Source organism: Flavobacterium sp. WV_118_3 (genome assembly GCF_039778605.1).
Taxonomy (GTDB): Bacteria; Bacteroidota; Bacteroidia; order Flavobacteriales; family Flavobacteriaceae; genus Flavobacterium.
On sequence record NZ_CP156060.1, the window covers coordinates 304,895 to 322,814 of the forward strand.

Genomic DNA, 17,920 nt, shown 5'->3' on the forward strand with positions numbered 1-17,920 from the left:
CGGAAGGTCAAAACAGGACTTTGTCGGGAATTTACCATAACCAATAAACAGGGAATAATGAAAGTTAGTGTATGCATGATAACTTATGGACACGAAAAGTTCATACGTCAGGCGATAGAAGGCGTCCTGATGCAGGAATGCAATTTTGATTATGAATTGGTTATTGCCAACGATTATTCCCCCGATGCTACCGACGAAATTATAAAGGATATCCTCAAAACACATCCGAAGGCACCTCAAATACACTATTTTTCGCATTCTGAAAACAAGGGTATGATGCCTAATTTTCTATTTGCTATGGCGCAATGTAAAGGCGAGTATGTGGCGATGTGCGAAGGTGACGATTATTGGATTACCAAAGATAAACTCCAAAAGCAAACCGATATTTTGGAAGCGAATCCTACTATTGGATTGGTGTATACGGATGTGAAACATTATGATCAACAAACAGAAAGGTTTATTGAAAAACCAGCCGGATTGGAAGTCGGAAAAGCCGATGTTCTCCGGGTAATGTTAAAAAATAAATTCATCGAGTTTCCTACGACTATGTTTCGGAAAAAGGTACTCGATGACGCAATTGCAGTAAGTCAGCCGTCATTGCTAAAAGGCGTGATCGGCGATACCCGGATTCTTTTGGAAACGGCCTATCTGTCGGATATTTTCTTTTTAAAGGAAGTGACAACTGTATATCGGATTGTAGTGGGAAGTGCCAGTCATCCCAAAAATATTGACAAATATATTTTTGCGCTTAAAGATTCGTATTTATGCCGAAAAGAATTCGTAGAACGCCATAACCTGGCAAAAGTCTGGTTGTCGGATGCAGTTTGTAATACCAATAGAGGATTGATCAATATGGCTTTTATTGCAGATAACTATACTAATGCATTGAAATTACTTAAAAATGTAGTAATTTTTGAGATGTTTAGTTATTCGAGCAAATCGGTGATCCAACAAAAAATGACGTTGGGAATTTGGGGTAAAGGATTCCTGGCGTTTTTAGGAATCGGTGTTTTACGCCAGAAAATGAAAAAGAAGCATTAAGCATAACAAAAAAGCAATTTATTCAAAGACTATGCGGGTAGGATTTAATCCACATAAAGATCAAATACAACAAGCGGACGATTACTTTCATCAGGTAATCCTGCCGGTCTATATTCCGTCTTTTGAAGGTTATTTTAAAGACAGTTTTGCGATACTGAAATATTGTATTGAGTCCTTATGGCGAACGGTTCATGCCAAAACCTATATCACGATTGTCAATAATGGCAGTTGTGAAACCGTCGTTAACTATCTGAATGAATTATTGGCAGCTCAGAAAATTCACGAATTGCTACATACCTCAAATATCGGAAAAATGAATGCCGTTTTAAAAGGTTTGTCTGGTAATAACTTTCCTTTGGTCACTATTGCGGATTCCGATGTGATGTTTTTGCCCGACTGGCAAATGGCGACCTATGCAGTGTTTGAGAATTTTCCTAAAGCCGGTGCGGTTTGTCCAACACCATCCTCGCGATCGTATAAAACCTATACTGCAAATGTGTTGTGGGACTATTTCTGGTCCCGGAAATTGCATTTTACAGCCGTCAAAAACCCGGAGGGATTAAAAGCGTTTGGGCATAGTGTGGGGAATGAAAATTTTTACAACCGGTACCAATTGGAAAAATACCTGACACTTACGCAGGGAAATACCAAAGCGGTAATAGGTGCGGGACATTATCTGGCAACCTATCGCAGCGAAATTTTTAAAAATAGATTGCCTAAACATACGAAGTATCGTTTAGGAGGGACCAGTGAACGGGATATATTGGATATTCCGGTGGTCAAATCGGGTTATTACCGATTGGCAACAGAAGATAATTTTGCCTATCATCTTGGAAATGTAACCGAACCCTGGATGGAGGAGATATTACAAACCATAACAAAAAGCGCTGTGAGTCCGATAAAACAACCCGTTTTAGTAGCAAACAGTGCGACAAAAATCGGATATTGGATCAAAACAAAGCTTTTTTCCCGATTGCTGTTTAATAAAAATATACTACCCTTGTTTTTTAGATGTAAAGGTTTGCCAGCCAATGTGGTACAATCGTATTTAAAGAATTAATAGGGAATAAAAACAAACCGAAAAAAGACATAATAACTGTTTATACCCATGATAACCGTAATCTATCCCTATAGAAACCGGGATTTGGAACGCGTGCGACGTTCCCTGGATTCCTTACAGATCCAGACTGATAGCCGATTTAAAGTCGTATTGGTCGATTATGGATCGGATCGGATAACAGCGCAGGCCGTTCAGGAGTTGGCAAAGCAGTATGCTTTTGTCGAATACCAGTACCTTTTTACAACAAATCAGCCCTGGAGCAGGAGTATCGCCTTAAATTATGCGATCCGAAAGGCCGATACCGACTTTTGTTTTATGGCCGATATCGATATGATTTTTGCTCCGGATTTTATGGCATTTGCCAATCAGCATGCCCGATTGGACGAAGGCTTGTATTTCCCGGTAGGATTTCTATCGGAAGCGGAAAGCAGTAAAAAAAAATCATTTGATCAATATATACCAAAGTTTAGTAGTAATAGCGAAGCCGCAGGAATGTCGTTGTTTCCTACGGCAAAATTACATCAGATCCAGGGATACGACCAATTTTTTCATTTCTGGGGATCGGAAGACAACGATATTCACAATCGCCTAAAACAATCGGGCTGTCCGATTCGATTTTGCGACGATAAAATACGCCTGTTGCACCAATGGCATCCTAACTTCCGGCAAACGGAAAGCGCTCTGTTAAAACAGGAATTGCAACTTTCGGGTGTGGCCGAATTAAATCAGGAACATTTTCGGTTCAATCAGCAACGACAATTCACAACGGTTAACTCCGAAAACTGGGGTATCGTTATGGACGAAAAAGACTATAATTTCCTACAGGAGCTTCCGGTTCAAAAAATAACAAACCGTAAAAGTGTTATCGATCATTTGGTATTCGGTCAACTGCCACAATTGAAAGACGGCGAAACGCTTAGTGTTTGTATCCAAGAAGAGCCGTTGTATAACAGTTTAAAATACAAACTCAAAAAATTGCTGGGCAAAAAGGTGCCGGATTACTATACGCTAAAAGAGTGTAACGACCTGTTGTTACGCCACATCGTTACACAATATGCTCATTTGCCATATACCTACAAAATAAGCGAAAACCTTAGCGGTATCGAGTTTAAAATAAAAAAATAGAAGCTATATTTTTTATATTTTTACCAAATGGTAGCAAATTTCCCCAAGGTAATCCTTATTTCGCAACTGCCACTGCCTTATCCGAAAATAGGGAGCTGGACAACCTTGTATAAGAATTACTTAGAAAGTAATCACCAGATCGATTATATTATCTGTGAACAACCGGAAAAAAGATTCGAATCCGTAATTTATACGTTGGTTGAAAATACCTTACAGGCAAAAATCATCCGAAAATGGAAGAAAAACCGCTATATGGGATATTTGAATGCGTTGGAAGAATTGTTACAGCAGGATCAGAAATACATCATTCAGATTGTCGATAACTATGGAATCGTAAAACCTCTGCTAAAATTCCTTTCGGAAAGTGGCTTTCGTCAGCATTGCTATTTGCAATTCTGCTACCATGGCTTTCCACCTTTCTACGAAAATTTTGCCGGACGTTGGTTTTTTGAAGCGATCGACGAGATGATAGTACTTACGCACGATTCGTATAAAGCCCATAAAAACTATTACACCATTTTGCCAACCCGGTTTTCGGTACTTCATAATGGCGTGGATACTAAAAAGTTTTACCCGATTGCAACAGATGCCAGACAACTTCTAAAAGAAGAATATGGCGTGATCAATAAAAAAGTTTTTGTCTGGTGTGCACAGGATCGTCCTAAAAAAGGATTGCATATTGTTTTGGATGCCTGGAAAAGCGTGATCGAAAAAAGAAACGATTGTGTATTGTGGATTATCGGAACTGAACCCAAAGAAGCGATGGAAGGCGTTCGTTATTTTGGAAAAATCCCAAATGATGAATTGCCAAAATACTTGCAGGCAGCCGATTGCTATTTGTTTTCAACGCTGTGTCACGAAGGTTTTGGCTTAAGCCTTATCGAAGCCTTGCATTGTGGCAATTATTGCATCGCATCCGCTTTAGGAGGAGTTCCCGAAGTATTGCAATACGGAAAGTTTGGAAAACTAATCGAAAGTCCGCATTTTGTCTCCGAATGGGAAAAAGCCATGTTGGATTTTGCCGAAAATTCCGAACAAACATTTGTCTTTGATAGGTCTTTGTATACCACCGAAAACTGGAATACAGGAATGAATACGATTATTGCATCTGCTCAAAAGAAAATGGCCCAATGAAAACGATAGCTGTAATACCGGCTCGAGGAGGCTCGAAACGACTTCCCGGGAAAAATATAAAACCACTCGGAGGGATACCGCTTATCGTGCATTCCATCGAATATGCCAAAGCTAATGCGGATATAATCGATGCTATAGTAGTAAGTACCGATGATCCGGAAATCAAAAAAATAGCCCTGGATTACGGAACGATTGTAATCGACAGACCTGCTGCGCTTGCGGGCGATTTGGAACCAACGGTGACCGCTTTAAAACATGTGTTGGAATCGCTAACGGAAAAACCGGAAAATGTCGTTTTATTACAGGCGACAAATCCGTTACGACCGGTAGCATTACTTCGGGACAGTTTTGAAAAATATAGCGCGACCGGAGCCGATAGTTTGTTTTCGGTAACCCCCATAATCCGTAAATTAGGAAAAATAACCCAATCCCGATACGTTCCGTTTAATTATGAAATCGGACAACGAAGTCAGGATATGGAACCTTTATATTTTGAAAACGGATTGTTATACATCAGTAAATCCAAACTTATTTTAGAAGAACAAAAAATTATTAGCGAACAGGCTATTCCCTGGATTGTGGAGCATCCGTTTGCCGAACTGGATATCGATACGGAAGCCGATTTTGAATATGCATCCTATCTGTATCACAACCATAAAACACCAAATAAATGAATCCTTATATTGAAATAGCCGGAAGAAAAATCGGACCGGATTATCCGCCATTGGTAATTGCCGAAATCGGAATTAATCACGAAGGTTCCCTGCAAACGGCCAAAGAAATGGTCGATGCGGCTTTTCGAGCCGGTGTGGAAGTGGTGAAACATCAGACCCATATTGTAGCCGATGAAATGAGTGGTGCCGCCAAAAAGGTAATACCCGGTAATGCCGATGTGTCGATCTATGAAATTATGGAACGATGTGCGTTAAATGAAGCCGAAGAATTAGAATTGAAAAATTATGTGGAAAGCAAAGGCATGATTTTTATTTCGACACCGTTTTCGAGAGCGGCAGCCGAACGATTGCGAAAATTCGATATCCCGGCCTATAAGATTGGTTCGGGCGAATGCAACAATTATCCGTTACTGGAGCATATCGCATCTTTTGGAAAACCGGTAATTCTAAGTACCGGGATGAATACCATTGAAAGTATCCGTAAAGCCGTGGCTATTTTTGATAAACACAAGGTGCCGGTAGCACTGTTGCATACCACGAATTTGTATCCTACACCAATCCATTTGGTTCGTTTTGGAGCGATGACCGAAATGCACAATGCCTTCCCAAATAAGGTTTTTGGATTAAGTGATCATACATTAAATAACAACGCTTGTCTTGGAGCGGTAGCCTTGGGAGCGTCCATTTTGGAACGTCATTTTACCGATCATATGGAACGCACCGGACCGGATATTGTTTGCAGTATGGACGAACAAAATTGTGCCGATCTGATCCGCAATGCGGCGGAGATTGCACTAATGCGAGGCGGAACCAAACAACCGGCAAAAGAGGAACAGGTCACCATCGATTTTGCATTTGCAACTTTGTGTACGATTCAGAATATCAAAAAAGGAGCCCTTTTTACAAAAGAAAATATCTGGGTAAAACGTCCCGGAACCGGAAAAATACTGGCCGAACATTTCGAATCCGTATTGGGTAAAACCGCCGGACGGGATATTGCTAACGACGAACAGCTAAGCTGGGATGATATAGTATAATCGCACGATGAAAAAAATTGTATTTCTAACCGGTACCCGTGCCGATTTCGGGAAAATCAAATCGCTGATCCAGGCTTTGGAAAAGCAACCGGATTTTATTCCGTATCTTTTTGTGACCGGTATGCACTTGCAACAGGAATACGGGTATACGTGGATTGAGATTGAACGCTGTGGATTTACGAATCTGCATGCGTTTGAAAATCATACCCACGAAACAACAATGGATCTGACACTGGCCAAAACCATCGAAGGGTTGTCGGCTTACTGTAAAGAGATCCAACCGGATATGATTATCATTCACGGCGACAGGGTAGAAGCGTTGGCGGGCGCTATTGTAGGATCGCTCAACAATATCCTGGTAGCGCATATTGAAGGTGGTGAAATTTCCGGAACGATAGACGAATTGATCCGACATGCAACCAGTAAGATGAGTCACGTTCATTTTGTGTCGAATGATACGGCCAAAAAGCGATTGATACAGATGGGGGAATTGGAAACGTCGGTATCGGTTATCGGCTCTCCGGATTTGGATATTATGTTTTCCAACACACTTCCCGACCTGCAAACCGTAAAAGAATACTATGAAATAGATTTTGATCATTATGCGGTGGCCATGTTCCATCCGGTGACAACCGAATTTCAGAACATGCAACACTATGCCGATAATTTTGTTGGCGCATTATTAGAAGATGATCACCCGTATGTGGTCATTTATCCGAATAATGATTTGGGGAATTCAGCTATACTGAAAGCATACGAAAAATTAAAAGGGAATGATCGCTTTCGGGTTTTTCCGTCATTGCGGTTTGAATACTTTCTGACTTTGCTCAAAAATGCCCGTTTTATTATCGGGAACAGTAGTGCCGGAATCAGAGAGGCACCGTATTATGGTTTGCCGATCATTAACATCGGCAGTCGTCAGCAAAATCGTTCTGTAAATGGTGATATTTTAAATGTTACCTACGATAAAGCGGCTATTCAGGAAGCGTTAAAGGTTATCGGTGCACATACGGTTCAAAAAATAACCGGTGATTATGGTAGCGGAAATAGTGCCGAATTATTTGTCAGTTCTCTTAAAGAAGCGAATCTTTGGCAATTGAACCACCAAAAACAATTTAGGGATATTTAAAAAGATGTCAAAAAACAAGATTTTTATTTTGCTTCCGGACGGAATTGGGCTTCGCAATTTTGCGTATTCCCGTTTCCACGAATTGGGAGTCGAACAAGGCTACGATGTGGTTTTCTGGAATAACACCCCTTTTCAGCTAACCGATTTAGGGTTTCAGGAAATTGTAATCCGCGAAGCGAAAAGTAACAAACGTACCGAAGTCTATAAAAATGCCCGGAAACAAATTGAATTAAACCGGAATAAAAGACAATTTAATGATGCGGTTTACGATACCTATCGGTTTCCGTATTCGTATAGAAATATAAAAACAGCACTTAAAAGTATGGCGACCCAATGGTTGGCTTGGCGCTATACATCCGATAGCGGAATCTTTAAAATCCGACGAAATATCCGCGAACTCGAAAAACAAACGGCCTATTTCCGGGAGTGTAAAAAAGTGTTGGAAACGGAAAAACCGGCGATGGTATTCTGTACCAATCAACGACCAATGACCGCTATTGCGCCACTTTTGGCCGCGCAGGAACTGGGAATTCCCACGGTAACGTTTATTTTTTCATGGGATAACCTGCCCAAAGCTACAATGGTGGTCGAAACCGACTATTATTTTGTCTGGAGCGATTTTATGAAAGCGGAACTTTTAAAGTTTTATCCGTATATTAAAGCAGAATCCGTTTTTGTAACGGGAACACCGCAATTCGAATCGCATTTTGAAAAAGAACGATTGCTTTCGAGAGAAGCCTTTTTTCAAGCCAATGGATTGGATCCGGATAAAAAATATATCTGTTATTCCGGAGACGATATCACCACCTGTCCCGATGATCCGGATTACCTGGAAAATGTAGCGGAGGCTATCGAAACACTCAATCGGGAAGGGCAAGCATTGGGAATTTTGTTCCGTAGATGTCCGGTGGATTTTTCGGATCGTTTCGATTCGGTACTACAAAAATACAAACACCTTATCGTACCGGTAAATCCCAAATGGGAAAAAAAAGGAGGGATGTGGAATACGATTCTACCTACTCCGGATGATTTGGATTTGCAAATGAATACAATTGCTCATACTGAAATGGTGATCAACCTGGGATCGTCGATGGTTTTTGATTATGCCGCACATCACAAACCGTGCGCCTATATCAATTATGATGTTGAAAATAAAAAAATAGCCGACTGGTCGGTGAAAAAGATTTACAACTATTTGCATTTCCGTTCGATGCCCGATCCGACAGCGGTGATCTGGTTGAACGATAAAAATACGATCGACGCTGCGATTCGGGAAGTGGTCGTTCACGGAAACAGCGATACGACAAAAGCCGAAGCGTGGTTCCGGATTATCAATGCGATTCCGCCCGAAATGGCTTCAAAAAATATATGGAACGCGATTAATACCCTGTTGTCATGATGCACATTGCTTTTTTAACACCGGAATACCCGCACGAAAAGGTACTGAACAGTGCCGGCATCGGAACCAGTATTAAAAATCTGGCCGTAGCATTAGTGCAAAAAGGGGTGACGGTATCGGTAGTGGTTTACGGACAAACGGAAGATTGTGTCTTTGAAGAAAACGGTGTCACGATTTATTCGGTCAAAAAACGAAAATACAAATGGGCAACCTGGTATTTTTATCGGAAATACCTGGAATCCTATCTGAATGATCTGATTGTTTCCGAAAAAATTACACTGGTCGAAGCGCCGGATTGGACAGGCATAACGGCTTTTATGACATTAAAAGTACCGTTGATCATCCGTTTTCATGGTAGCGATGCCTATTTCTGTCACCTGGAAAACAGACCGCAGAAACGGAAAAATTTCTATTTTGAAAAATGGGGTATCCAAAAGGCAAAAGCCTATATTGCTCCGACAACCTTTGCCGGTGCGCTAACAAAAGATATTTTTAATATCCGGGATAAAGAAATTGTAACGATTCATTATGGATTAAATCTGGAGCAATTCCGCGATAATGGAACGCATCAGGAAGAAAACGGACTATTGCTTTATATCGGGACGATTATCCGGAAGAAAGGTGTACTGGAATTACCCGGAATCATGAAACACGTGATGGAACAAAATCCGGAAGCGCGTTTAATTCTCATCGGGAATGATTCGTCCGATATTACAACCGGAGCATCGTCTACCTGGGAATTACTGTCAGATGGTCTTGATGATTCGCTAAAAGATAAAATAGAATACAAAGGGAAAATACCGTATGAAAAAGTACGGACGTATATCGAAAAAGCGCAGGTTTGTGTTTTTCCTACTTTTGCGGAAACCCTGGGAATGGTAACAATCGAATCGATGGCCATGCGAAAGCCGGTTGTGAATAGTAATATCGGTTGGGCTAACGAACTGATTGTGGACGGAGAAAGCGGTTTTCTGGTACATCCAACGGATCATAAAGCCTATGCCGACCGTATTGTGCGTTTGTTAAACGATTCGGAATTACGGGAAAATATGGAGAAAAAAGCCGAAGCAAGAACGCACGAGAAATTTAATATCGCGAAAACGGTTGAACAGAATATAGCCTTTTACAAAAAGATAATCGGAACATGATTGTAGTGTACCATCATCAAAATACCGTCGCGACTGTTTTGGACCTCGAAAATGGTTCGGCAATCGCGGTTCCGGATTCCGGGAATATAGCCCGTAGTTTGCTACGCCTGGCAACGAACAATCCGGATCGGTTGTTACTTTGGTGCGATACGAATTATCGTGAGGAGCTTCATTTGGAAAAAATAGCGAAACTATTTTCGCATAAAAAAAGAATGCTATCCTATGGAATCGGAAATTTTATACCGGATGCTATTGGTTATGTAGACGAGAGTTTGTTTGCCAATCCCAATCGAAACGTAACATTCCCAACCTGGCAAATGCATGTCACGGTAGGCGGAATATATGCCGAAACTTTAAACGCATTAAAAGGCATAAAAGCCGACCGGAATTTTGCCTATTTTTTATGTTCTCTGGCGAAATGTGGAATGGTTACCGGATTAGAATGTTGCTCGGAACCATCACTACTTCGAAAGCAATTGGATCCCAAAATTAAAACCGGACCGAAAGCATCGAATCAATTATTGTTCCAATTTGTAAAACAACAGTATCGCAGTCGTTGGATTTTGATGTTGTTGTTAAATCTGTTCTTGTACGAACGAAAAGTAACGCTATTTCCTTTGATGTCAGCTTTATTGTATAAACGAAGAATACTCTCCGGTGTAGCACTCAACAATAGCACTGAACCAATAACCGATATAAAACCTTTTGCGTTTGACGTTATCATTCCGACCATCGGTCGAAAAATGTTTTTATATGATGTCTTACGGGACTTGTCGGCTCAGACATTAAAACCGAAACGAGTAATCCTGATAGAACAAAATCCGGTGGCAGATAGTAGTAGCGAATTGGATTATCTAACAAAGGAATCATGGCCTTTTGAAATCATACACCGTTTTATACATCAAACCGGAGCTTGTAATGCGCGGAATATAGCTTTGTCGTTGGTACAAAGTGAATGGGTATTTCTGGCGGATGACGATATTCGGTTTCAGTCGGATTTTTTAGAACAAGCAAGCCGCGAAATTGACAAAACTGGAGGAAAGGCCTTTACGCTAAGTTGTCTGCAAAAAGACGATATCCCGAAATATACCAACCGCCTGCAGTGGGAAAATTTTGGCTCAGGTTGTAGTATTGTACATCGCGATGCCTTGCAAGGACTTAAATTTGACATGCGGTTTGAAAACGGTTTTGGAGAAGATACCGATTTTGGAATGCAACTCCGCAATAAGGGATATGATATCTTATATTTACCACAACCTGAAATACTACATCTGAAAGCACCTGTTGGAGGTTTTAGAACCCGTCCCGTTTTGGAATGGCAAAACGATGAGGTACAACCCAAACCATCGCCTACAGTGATGCTGTTCCGACTGCTACATTATACCAAACAACAACTATTAGGATACAAGACCACACTTTGTATCAAGTTTTATACAATTCAATCGGACAAAAATCCGATACGCTATTATAAAAAGTTCCGTAAAGCCTGGAACCGAAGTACCTATTGGGCAAATGTTTTAAAAGAACGATCATGAAAAACGCATTGATCATCTGTACTTATAAAAGAGCGCAATCGGTATTGCGATTGTTGCAATCGGTGGCGGTGCAAACCTGTTATCCGGATGCGATTCTTATTGTCGATGGTTCGCCAGACAATGAAACAAAAATCATTTTACAGGAAAATCCCTTTCAAAATTTAAAATACCATAAAGTTACGCCGGAAAACAGAGGGCTTACCAAACAACGCAATGTTGGGATCAATCTTGTTCCGGCGGATTGTGATATCATCTGTTTTTTAGACGATGATACCATTCTGGAAAAAGACTATTTTGAAGCATTGCTTAAAACGTATACGTTATATCCCGATGCCAAAGGCGTGGGAGGTTATATTACCAACGAGGTAAAATGGAAACCGATCGCACCGGGCTATACGATTTCGAAAAATGAATTCGAATACGACGGATGGGTACGTAAAGACGGTAGTCGTTTTGTGTTGCGAAAAAAGCTGGGACTGGATGCCGATAGACCACCCGGGTTTTTGCCGACGTTTTCACACGGACGAAGTGTTAGTTTTTTACCGCCTTCCGGAAAAACGTATCCTGTGGAACAACTCATGGGGGGTGTTTCGTCTTTTAAAAAAGAAATTTTTCAAAACTTCCGTTTTTCGGACTATTTCGAGGGCTATGGTTTGTATGAAGATGCCGATTTCTGTCTTCGGGTTTCGAAAATAGAAAAATTATATGTCAATACCAACGCCCGACTGGAACATCATCACGATGCTTCCGGGCGGCCGAATCAGTATCACTATGGCCGAATGGTGGTTCGCAACGGGTGGTATGTCTGGAAAGTTGCCTATCCCAATACGGATTGGAAGGCTACCTTAAAATGGCATGCAATTATCTGCCTGCTACTTTTGATCCGAATTAGTAATATCTTTACAACGTCCAACAAAAAAGCAGCTTTTACCGAGTCGTTGGGGCGTTTCTCCGGATGGATCAGTCTGTTGTTTAATCAACCAAAGGTAAAGGTGTAATTCCGGAAAATTTTAAAAGATGAAAATAGCTCTTATTACACATGTGCCGCATATTATCCGGGAAAACCGGTATTATGCTTATGGCCCTTATGTAAAGGAAATGAACCTGTGGTTTCAATATGTCGATACGGTGTTACTGGTCGCTCCGGTTCAGGAGGGGGCCATTTCGGCTATCGATTTGCCCTGTCAACACTCGGAAATCGACTTTCGGGTGGTTCCGGCTTTTTCGCTTTTGTCTGTGAAGGAAAGATGTAAAACAATAATACACTTGCCGCGAATTGTCCGTGAGATTTACAAGGCTATGCGGGAGGCGGATCATATTCATTTGCGTTGTCCCGGAAATATGGGACTGGTTGCCTGTTGGGTGCAAATCTTGTTTCCGAAGAAAAATAAAACGGCAAAGTATGCCGGAAATTGGGATGCCAAAAGCAAACAACCCTGGAGTTATCGCTTGCAAAAGTGGATTTTAAGCAATACCTGGCTGACCCGAAATATGAAGGTATTGGTATATGGTGAATGGGAAAATGCCAGCTCGAATATTGTTCCTTTTTTTACGGCGACCTACCACGATAGTGATAAAAAAGAAGTGCTGTTGCGAACACCCGATACCACTATAAACGTACTTTTTGTAGGAACTTTGTCCAAAGGAAAACGACCTTTGTATGCTGTACAGCTGACCGAAGCGTTGCTGCAGTCGGGCTATGATGTTCGTCTGGAATTGTTTGGCGAAGGAACGGAACGGGAAAATCTTGAAAATTATATTCGGGAAAACAGACTGCAACAATATATTGTATTACACGGAAACCGGGAAGCGGAAATCGTTGAAGATGCCTACCGGAAGAGTCATTTTTTAATATTACCTTCGCAAAGTGAAGGCTGGCCTAAGGTGGTTGCCGAAGCTATGTTTTGGGGATGTGTACCTCTTGCAACAAAAGTTTCCTGTGTGCCGTCAATGTTGGATAACGGAAAAAGAGGTGTCTTGTTGTCGTTATCCATCCCAGAAGACAGGGCTTTCGTAGAACAATGTATCAATAACCATTCCGATTACCGGGAAAAAGCCAGACAAGGAATGGAATGGTCCCGACAGTTTACACTGGACTATTTTGAAAGGGAAATAGAAAAAATGATAAAAAAACAGTGATGCTCAAAAAAATCGTTATATCCGGGATGATAAGCATAGTACTGCTATTGCTGGTAATTAATAACAGAACACCTTTTATGCAACCGGAAGGTGGTCCGTGGTCTGTTGGATTTGGAGAGTCAACCGTATTTCCACATAAAATTCCGCTCGAAAAAAATGAATTGTACACTTTTGAAGAGCTAAAAAAACAAGAAGACAGTACAATGTTCCTGGCCGATCCTTTTTTTGTAAAGGAAAAAGGGATCTTTTATCTTTTTGTAGAACATAAAAAAAGAAAACCCAACGCTGATATTGCACTATTAACATCAACCGATGGGGTAAATTACAATTACAAAGGAGTGGTACTAACGGAGAAGTTTCATCTGTCATATCCTCAGGTTTTTAAATATAAAAATGAGTTTTACATGTTGCCGGAAACCAAAAAAGCCGGGCATGTATTGTTGTATAAAGCAACACGATTTCCGTACGGCTGGAAAGTGTGCGATACGCTGATTAAAAACAGAGCGCTAAAGGACCCGTCGATTTATCTGTCGGATAGTCTTAATGTGTTAGTGGCGTCAGATGATTATCTGAATATGTATTTGTTTGAAGCGGACTCTCTCTTTGGAAAATGGAAAGCACACAAAAAGGAAATCGCACTTATGGGAACCGAAGCAAGAGCCGGAGGCCGTTTTTTTGCCGATAAAAATGGGTTGTGGCTGCCGGTGCAAAATTCAACCGAAGGTTATGGCTTTGGGCTGTCCTTATACCGTTTTAATTTTGACAACGGAACCTATACGACCCAAAGAGAATATCCGTTTTTCCTTAAAAAAAGTGAAACTGTCAAAGAATTTAATGCCGGAATGCATCAGATCGATGTACAGCTGATCGATGGAAAATACTATTATGTTTACGATGGTAATCGTTTAAAAACAAACGAACGAAAATTGAATATTACAGGGCCGTTAAAATGGAATTATATCGATTTTAAAAACTGGATTTACCAACAATGCGGATTGTTCAATTAATTGACAGCCTCGAAACAGGAGGTGCCGAAAAAATGGCAGTAAGTTATGCCAATGCTTTATCAGCGGAAATCCCGTATTCGGGACTCATCGCAACCCGGAAAGAAGGGGTTTTACAAAAGGAAATTGCGTCAGGTGTACCTTATTTGTTTGCCAATCGAACATCTGTTTTAGATTTTAAAGCTTTGTGGCGAACCCGGGCATTTCTTAAAGAGCATGATGTTTCAATAGCACATGCCCATAGTAGTTCTTTTTTCTTTGCGGTGTTGCTTAAAATGATCTGTCCTTCTTTAAAAATTGTTTGGCACGATCATTATGGGTATAGCGATTTTGTGTCGGAACGAAAAAATAAAAGGTTGTTGCAATGGGCATCGTTCTTTTTTTACCGAATCATCGCTGTCAACGAAAAACTAAAAAACTGGTCACAAAAGGAATTGCATTGTAAAAAGGTAAAATACCTTCCTAATTTTGTATCCGTAGTACATAACGAATCCGGAATAGCGCTAAAAGGAACGGAAGGAAAACGAATTCTATGTCTGGCGAATTTAAGACCGCAAAAAAATCATTTGCTGCTTTTAGAGGTGGCTAAAAATATAAAAAATAGCCATCCCGATTGGACATTCCATCTGGTTGGTAAAGATTTTAAAGATGCTTATTCGGAGCAATTGCAGAAGCAGATTCATGCTTCTGAATTGCAACATACGGTTTTCCTATACGGGAGTGTAGCAGAAGTGGATGTGGTAATCCAACAGGCGGAAATTGGAATACTAACCTCCATTTCCGAAGGACTACCGGTTTCGTTACTGGAATATGGCTATTTTGGTTTGCCGGTGGTCGCAACAGCTGTAGGAGAAATTCCAACGGTAATTAACGGAGCAAACGGCATTTTAATACCGGAAGGCGAAGCCGGATCCTTTACCGAAGCGTTGCTGCAACTGATTGCAGATCCGGTAAAGCGTACAGAAATCGGAACGGCACTGCAAAAGGATATCAAACAGCATTATATAAAAGAATCCGTAGTACAGGATTATCTGAATTTTATCAGTAATGGGAACTAAAAAACAAACGACTTATATCGCTTTATTACTATTGCATATTGTGATAGGTGGTGTTATTTATGTAGTGCCGCTTTTATCGGTATTACTAACCATGCTGACGTTTGTTTCCGGTTTGATAATCTTACTTAAAACCAGAAATAAAAATAACGAAGCCCTGTATTTGTCGGCCTATGTCGTGGGAATCGAGGTGTTTCTGCGAATGACAAACGGTATGATTTTTAACGAATTCGGAAAGTATACGGTGATGATATTCCTGCTTATCGGGATGTTTTATACCGGTTTCTCCCGGAATGCATGGCCCTACTGGATATTCCTCGTTTTTTTGGTTCCGGGTATCATCGTTTCTACAGCCACCCTGTCGTATGAAACCAATATGCGTAAAGCTATCGCATTTAATATATCCGGACCGGTTTGTCTTGGAATGGCGGCTATATATTGTTTTGACAGAAAAATAACCATAAGGGAATTGCGGAACCTGTTAACGACTTTTGCAATGCCCATAGTTACCGTAGTGACCTATCTGTTCTTGTATACGCCCAGTGTACGGGATGTGGTAACCGGAACACAATCCAATTTTGAAACATCCGGTGGTTTCGGTCCCAATCAGGTATCAACCATGTTAGGCTTTGGAACCTTTGTCTTTTTTAGTCAGTTTTTATTGAATTCGCCAACGCGAAGATTACAATTGATCAATATTGCGCTGACATTAATGACGGCCTATCGTGGAATTATTACCTTTTCCCGTGGAGGGATGATAACCGGATGTATCATGATCCTGTTATTGGTGATCATGGCGTATCTTAAACTGAACAAAGAAGGGCGAAGTAAGATGTTAGTGGTGTTTATTTTTACCATATTGGCGAGTCTTAGTGTCTGGATTTACAGTTCCTATCAAACAAGCGGATTAATTGATAAACGGTACGCTAACCAGGATGCTTTGGGAAGAGAAAAAGAAAGTAAATTATCGGGTAGGGAAGAATTGATTAAAACGGAAATCCAAATGTTTGTCGATCATCCGTTTTTGGGAATTGGTGTTGGAAAAAATAAAGAATACCGACAGGAGTTAACCGGAATTGATTTGGCAACACATAATGAAATTACACGAATGCTGGCAGAACACGGAATACTCGGAGTGATCAACCTGTTAATCCTTTTTATTGTGCCATTGCTGCTGAGTCTGGGAAACCGGAATCATATCTTTTTGTTTTGTTTTTTAGCTTTTTGGCTGTTCACGATTAACCACGCGGCCATGCGACTCGCGGCACCGGCTTTTATTTATGCCTTAACCTTATTAAAAGTATACCCCGATGACGAAAAAGATCCTTTACATTGGGAATAAACTGGCCGTTCATGGTCAGAATCCTACAACTATTGATACGCTTTCGGTTTTATTTGCCAAAGAGGGGTATCACATGGTCACGGCTTCGTCCCAAAAAAATAAAATACTGCGAATAGTCGATATGGTACTAACGGTCCTGAAAAATGCGCGCTCGGCCGATTTTGTGATCATAGATACCTACAGTACTTTCAATTTCTGGTATGCCTTTATCGTGAGTCAGGTTTGCAGAATAGTTCGCTTACAATACATTCCCTATCTGCATGGTGGCGATTTGCCGAAACGCTTGCAGCAAAACCCGAGATTATGCCGGATGATTTTTGATCATGCCTATAAAAACGTTGCACCGTCGGCCTATCTGATCGAACAGTTCCGACAAAAGAATGTGCCTGGTTTACTACAGATTCCAAATCTGCTTGATTTGGAGCAGTATACCTTTAAAAAAAGAACAATTATACGACCTCGTTTGTTTTGGGTTAGGGCATTATCGGAAATTTATAATCCAAAAATGGCCATTGCTGTAACCGAAAAACTGCAAAAAAGATACCCGGAAACGACTTTATGTATGGTTGGCCCGGACAAAGACGGAAGTCTGGATGCGGTAAAAGCCTATGCCGATCTTAAAGGTGTCGCTGTTGCGTTTACCGGGAGATTATCAAAAGCCGAATGGACAAACCTGGCTGCTGATTATGACATTTTTTTAGCAACGTCTCATTTCGACAATATGCCGGTTAGCGTAATGGAAGCGATGGCTTTGGGATTACCGATAGTGGCTACAAACGTTGGTGGAATTCCGTTTTTGTTGGATAAAGATGGTGAGGCGCAACTGGTCGCCGATGGAGATATTGATGCGATGGTTAACGCTATTCAGAAGTTAATCGAAAATCCGGATATAGCTCAAAAACAAATCGAAAAAGCGTACCGTAAAGTCGAAAGTTTTGACTGGAAAGAAATCAAAAAGCAATGGAAGCGATTGTTTGAGTATTAGTAATATTATTGTATGTTTGTTCTATTAAATAAAGATTAATTCTAAAAAAAACAACTGTAAGCTATTTTAATTATATAAAAGCTTGTTTTTTTGTAGAAATACATTTCCCCCAC

Annotated in this window: 16 protein-coding genes; all 16 read left to right on the top strand. The window is 40.7% G+C overall.

The window, feature by feature from the left end:
- The first annotated feature begins 57 nt into the window (after window positions 1-57).
- The 16 genes from ABFU83_RS01370 to ABFU83_RS01445 are packed head-to-tail and all read left to right on the top strand — an operon-like array spanning window position 58 to window position 17,807.
- Entirely contained in the window at window positions 58-1,041 is a 984-nt protein-coding gene (locus ABFU83_RS01370) for a glycosyltransferase (protein WP_347068317.1), read from the top strand.
- Between the two features lie 31 nt (window positions 1,042-1,072).
- Complete coding sequence (locus tag ABFU83_RS01375; RefSeq protein WP_347068319.1) at window positions 1,073-2,101, top strand: glycosyltransferase family A protein; 1,029 nt, start codon at window positions 1,073-1,075, stop codon at window positions 2,099-2,101.
- A 48-nt stretch (window positions 2,102-2,149) separates the two neighbouring features.
- Window positions 2,150-3,226 carry a glycosyltransferase family 2 protein gene (locus ABFU83_RS01380; RefSeq protein ID WP_347068321.1) on the top strand — a complete coding sequence of 359 codons (1,077 nt, stop codon included), beginning with the start codon at window positions 2,150-2,152 and terminating at the stop codon, window positions 3,224-3,226.
- Window positions 3,227-3,253: 27 nt separating this feature from the next.
- A complete protein-coding gene (locus ABFU83_RS01385) occupies window positions 3,254-4,360 on the top strand; it encodes a glycosyltransferase family 4 protein (protein ID WP_347068322.1) in 1,107 nt (368 codons plus the stop codon).
- On the top strand, window positions 4,357-5,034 hold the full coding sequence (locus ABFU83_RS01390; RefSeq protein WP_347068324.1) for an acylneuraminate cytidylyltransferase family protein: 678 nt from the start codon (window positions 4,357-4,359) through the stop codon (window positions 5,032-5,034). The genes ABFU83_RS01385 and ABFU83_RS01390 overlap by 4 nt, the downstream gene beginning before the upstream one ends.
- Window positions 5,031-6,071, top strand: coding sequence for an N-acetylneuraminate synthase (gene neuB, locus ABFU83_RS01395; protein ID WP_347068326.1), 1,041 nt, complete (start codon window positions 5,031-5,033; stop codon window positions 6,069-6,071). The genes ABFU83_RS01390 and neuB overlap by 4 nt, the downstream gene beginning before the upstream one ends.
- Window positions 6,072-6,078: 7 nt before the next feature.
- Window positions 6,079-7,200: a UDP-N-acetylglucosamine 2-epimerase gene (gene neuC / locus ABFU83_RS01400; RefSeq protein WP_347068327.1), complete on the top strand. Its 1,122-nt coding sequence runs from the start codon at window positions 6,079-6,081 to the stop codon at window positions 7,198-7,200.
- A gap of 4 nt (window positions 7,201-7,204) precedes the next feature.
- Entirely contained in the window at window positions 7,205-8,599 is a 1,395-nt protein-coding gene (locus ABFU83_RS01405; protein WP_347068329.1) for a UDP-glycosyltransferase, read from the top strand.
- Window positions 8,596-9,747, top strand: a complete 1,152-nt coding sequence (locus tag ABFU83_RS01410) for a glycosyltransferase family 4 protein (RefSeq protein WP_347068330.1) — start codon at window positions 8,596-8,598, stop codon at window positions 9,745-9,747. Before ABFU83_RS01405 ends, ABFU83_RS01410 begins: the two co-directional genes overlap by 4 nt.
- Window positions 9,744-11,282, top strand: coding sequence for a glycosyltransferase (locus ABFU83_RS01415; protein WP_347068331.1), 1,539 nt, complete (start codon window positions 9,744-9,746; stop codon window positions 11,280-11,282). Before ABFU83_RS01410 ends, ABFU83_RS01415 begins: the two co-directional genes overlap by 4 nt.
- Complete coding sequence (locus ABFU83_RS01420) at window positions 11,279-12,280, top strand: glycosyltransferase (RefSeq protein WP_347068333.1); 1,002 nt, start codon at window positions 11,279-11,281, stop codon at window positions 12,278-12,280. The genes ABFU83_RS01415 and ABFU83_RS01420 overlap by 4 nt, the downstream gene beginning before the upstream one ends.
- 19 nt (window positions 12,281-12,299) lie before the next feature.
- Window positions 12,300-13,421, top strand: a complete 1,122-nt coding sequence (locus ABFU83_RS01425; RefSeq protein WP_347068335.1) for a glycosyltransferase — start codon at window positions 12,300-12,302, stop codon at window positions 13,419-13,421.
- Between the two features lie 26 nt (window positions 13,422-13,447).
- Window positions 13,448-14,428: a hypothetical protein gene (locus ABFU83_RS01430; protein WP_347068336.1), complete on the top strand. Its 981-nt coding sequence runs from the start codon at window positions 13,448-13,450 to the stop codon at window positions 14,426-14,428.
- Window positions 14,410-15,483 carry a glycosyltransferase family 4 protein gene (locus ABFU83_RS01435; RefSeq protein WP_347068338.1) on the top strand — a complete coding sequence of 358 codons (1,074 nt, stop codon included), beginning with the start codon at window positions 14,410-14,412 and terminating at the stop codon, window positions 15,481-15,483. The genes ABFU83_RS01430 and ABFU83_RS01435 overlap by 19 nt, the downstream gene beginning before the upstream one ends.
- Window positions 15,473-16,822, top strand: a complete 1,350-nt coding sequence (locus tag ABFU83_RS01440) for an O-antigen ligase family protein (RefSeq protein WP_347068340.1) — start codon at window positions 15,473-15,475, stop codon at window positions 16,820-16,822. Before ABFU83_RS01435 ends, ABFU83_RS01440 begins: the two co-directional genes overlap by 11 nt.
- Complete coding sequence (locus ABFU83_RS01445; protein ID WP_347068342.1) at window positions 16,791-17,807, top strand: glycosyltransferase family 4 protein; 1,017 nt, start codon at window positions 16,791-16,793, stop codon at window positions 17,805-17,807. The genes ABFU83_RS01440 and ABFU83_RS01445 overlap by 32 nt, the downstream gene beginning before the upstream one ends.
- Window positions 17,808-17,920: the final 113 nt, after the last annotated feature.

What these genes read in the sequence shown, in the direction of transcription:
- ABFU83_RS01370 (WP_347068317.1), top strand. Translation starts at nt 58, where the DNA reads ATGAAAGTTAGTGTATGCATGATAACTTATGGACACGAAAAGTTCATA.
- ABFU83_RS01375 (WP_347068319.1), top strand. Translation starts at nt 1,073, where the DNA reads ATGCGGGTAGGATTTAATCCACATAAAGATCAAATACAACAAGCGGAC.
- ABFU83_RS01380 (WP_347068321.1), top strand. Translation starts at nt 2,150, where the DNA reads ATGATAACCGTAATCTATCCCTATAGAAACCGGGATTTGGAACGCGTG.
- ABFU83_RS01385 (WP_347068322.1), top strand. Translation starts at nt 3,254, where the DNA reads ATGGTAGCAAATTTCCCCAAGGTAATCCTTATTTCGCAACTGCCACTG.
- ABFU83_RS01390 (WP_347068324.1), top strand. Translation starts at nt 4,357, where the DNA reads ATGAAAACGATAGCTGTAATACCGGCTCGAGGAGGCTCGAAACGACTT.
- neuB (WP_347068326.1), top strand. Translation starts at nt 5,031, where the DNA reads ATGAATCCTTATATTGAAATAGCCGGAAGAAAAATCGGACCGGATTAT.
- neuC (WP_347068327.1), top strand. Translation starts at nt 6,079, where the DNA reads ATGAAAAAAATTGTATTTCTAACCGGTACCCGTGCCGATTTCGGGAAA.
- ABFU83_RS01405 (WP_347068329.1), top strand. Translation starts at nt 7,205, where the DNA reads ATGTCAAAAAACAAGATTTTTATTTTGCTTCCGGACGGAATTGGGCTT.
- ABFU83_RS01410 (WP_347068330.1), top strand. Translation starts at nt 8,596, where the DNA reads ATGATGCACATTGCTTTTTTAACACCGGAATACCCGCACGAAAAGGTA.
- ABFU83_RS01415 (WP_347068331.1), top strand. Translation starts at nt 9,744, where the DNA reads ATGATTGTAGTGTACCATCATCAAAATACCGTCGCGACTGTTTTGGAC.
- ABFU83_RS01420 (WP_347068333.1), top strand. Translation starts at nt 11,279, where the DNA reads ATGAAAAACGCATTGATCATCTGTACTTATAAAAGAGCGCAATCGGTA.
- ABFU83_RS01425 (WP_347068335.1), top strand. Translation starts at nt 12,300, where the DNA reads ATGAAAATAGCTCTTATTACACATGTGCCGCATATTATCCGGGAAAAC.
- ABFU83_RS01430 (WP_347068336.1), top strand. Translation starts at nt 13,448, where the DNA reads ATGATAAGCATAGTACTGCTATTGCTGGTAATTAATAACAGAACACCT.
- ABFU83_RS01435 (WP_347068338.1), top strand. Translation starts at nt 14,410, where the DNA reads ATGCGGATTGTTCAATTAATTGACAGCCTCGAAACAGGAGGTGCCGAA.
- ABFU83_RS01440 (WP_347068340.1), top strand. Translation starts at nt 15,473, where the DNA reads ATGGGAACTAAAAAACAAACGACTTATATCGCTTTATTACTATTGCAT.
- ABFU83_RS01445 (WP_347068342.1), top strand. Translation starts at nt 16,791, where the DNA reads ATGACGAAAAAGATCCTTTACATTGGGAATAAACTGGCCGTTCATGGT.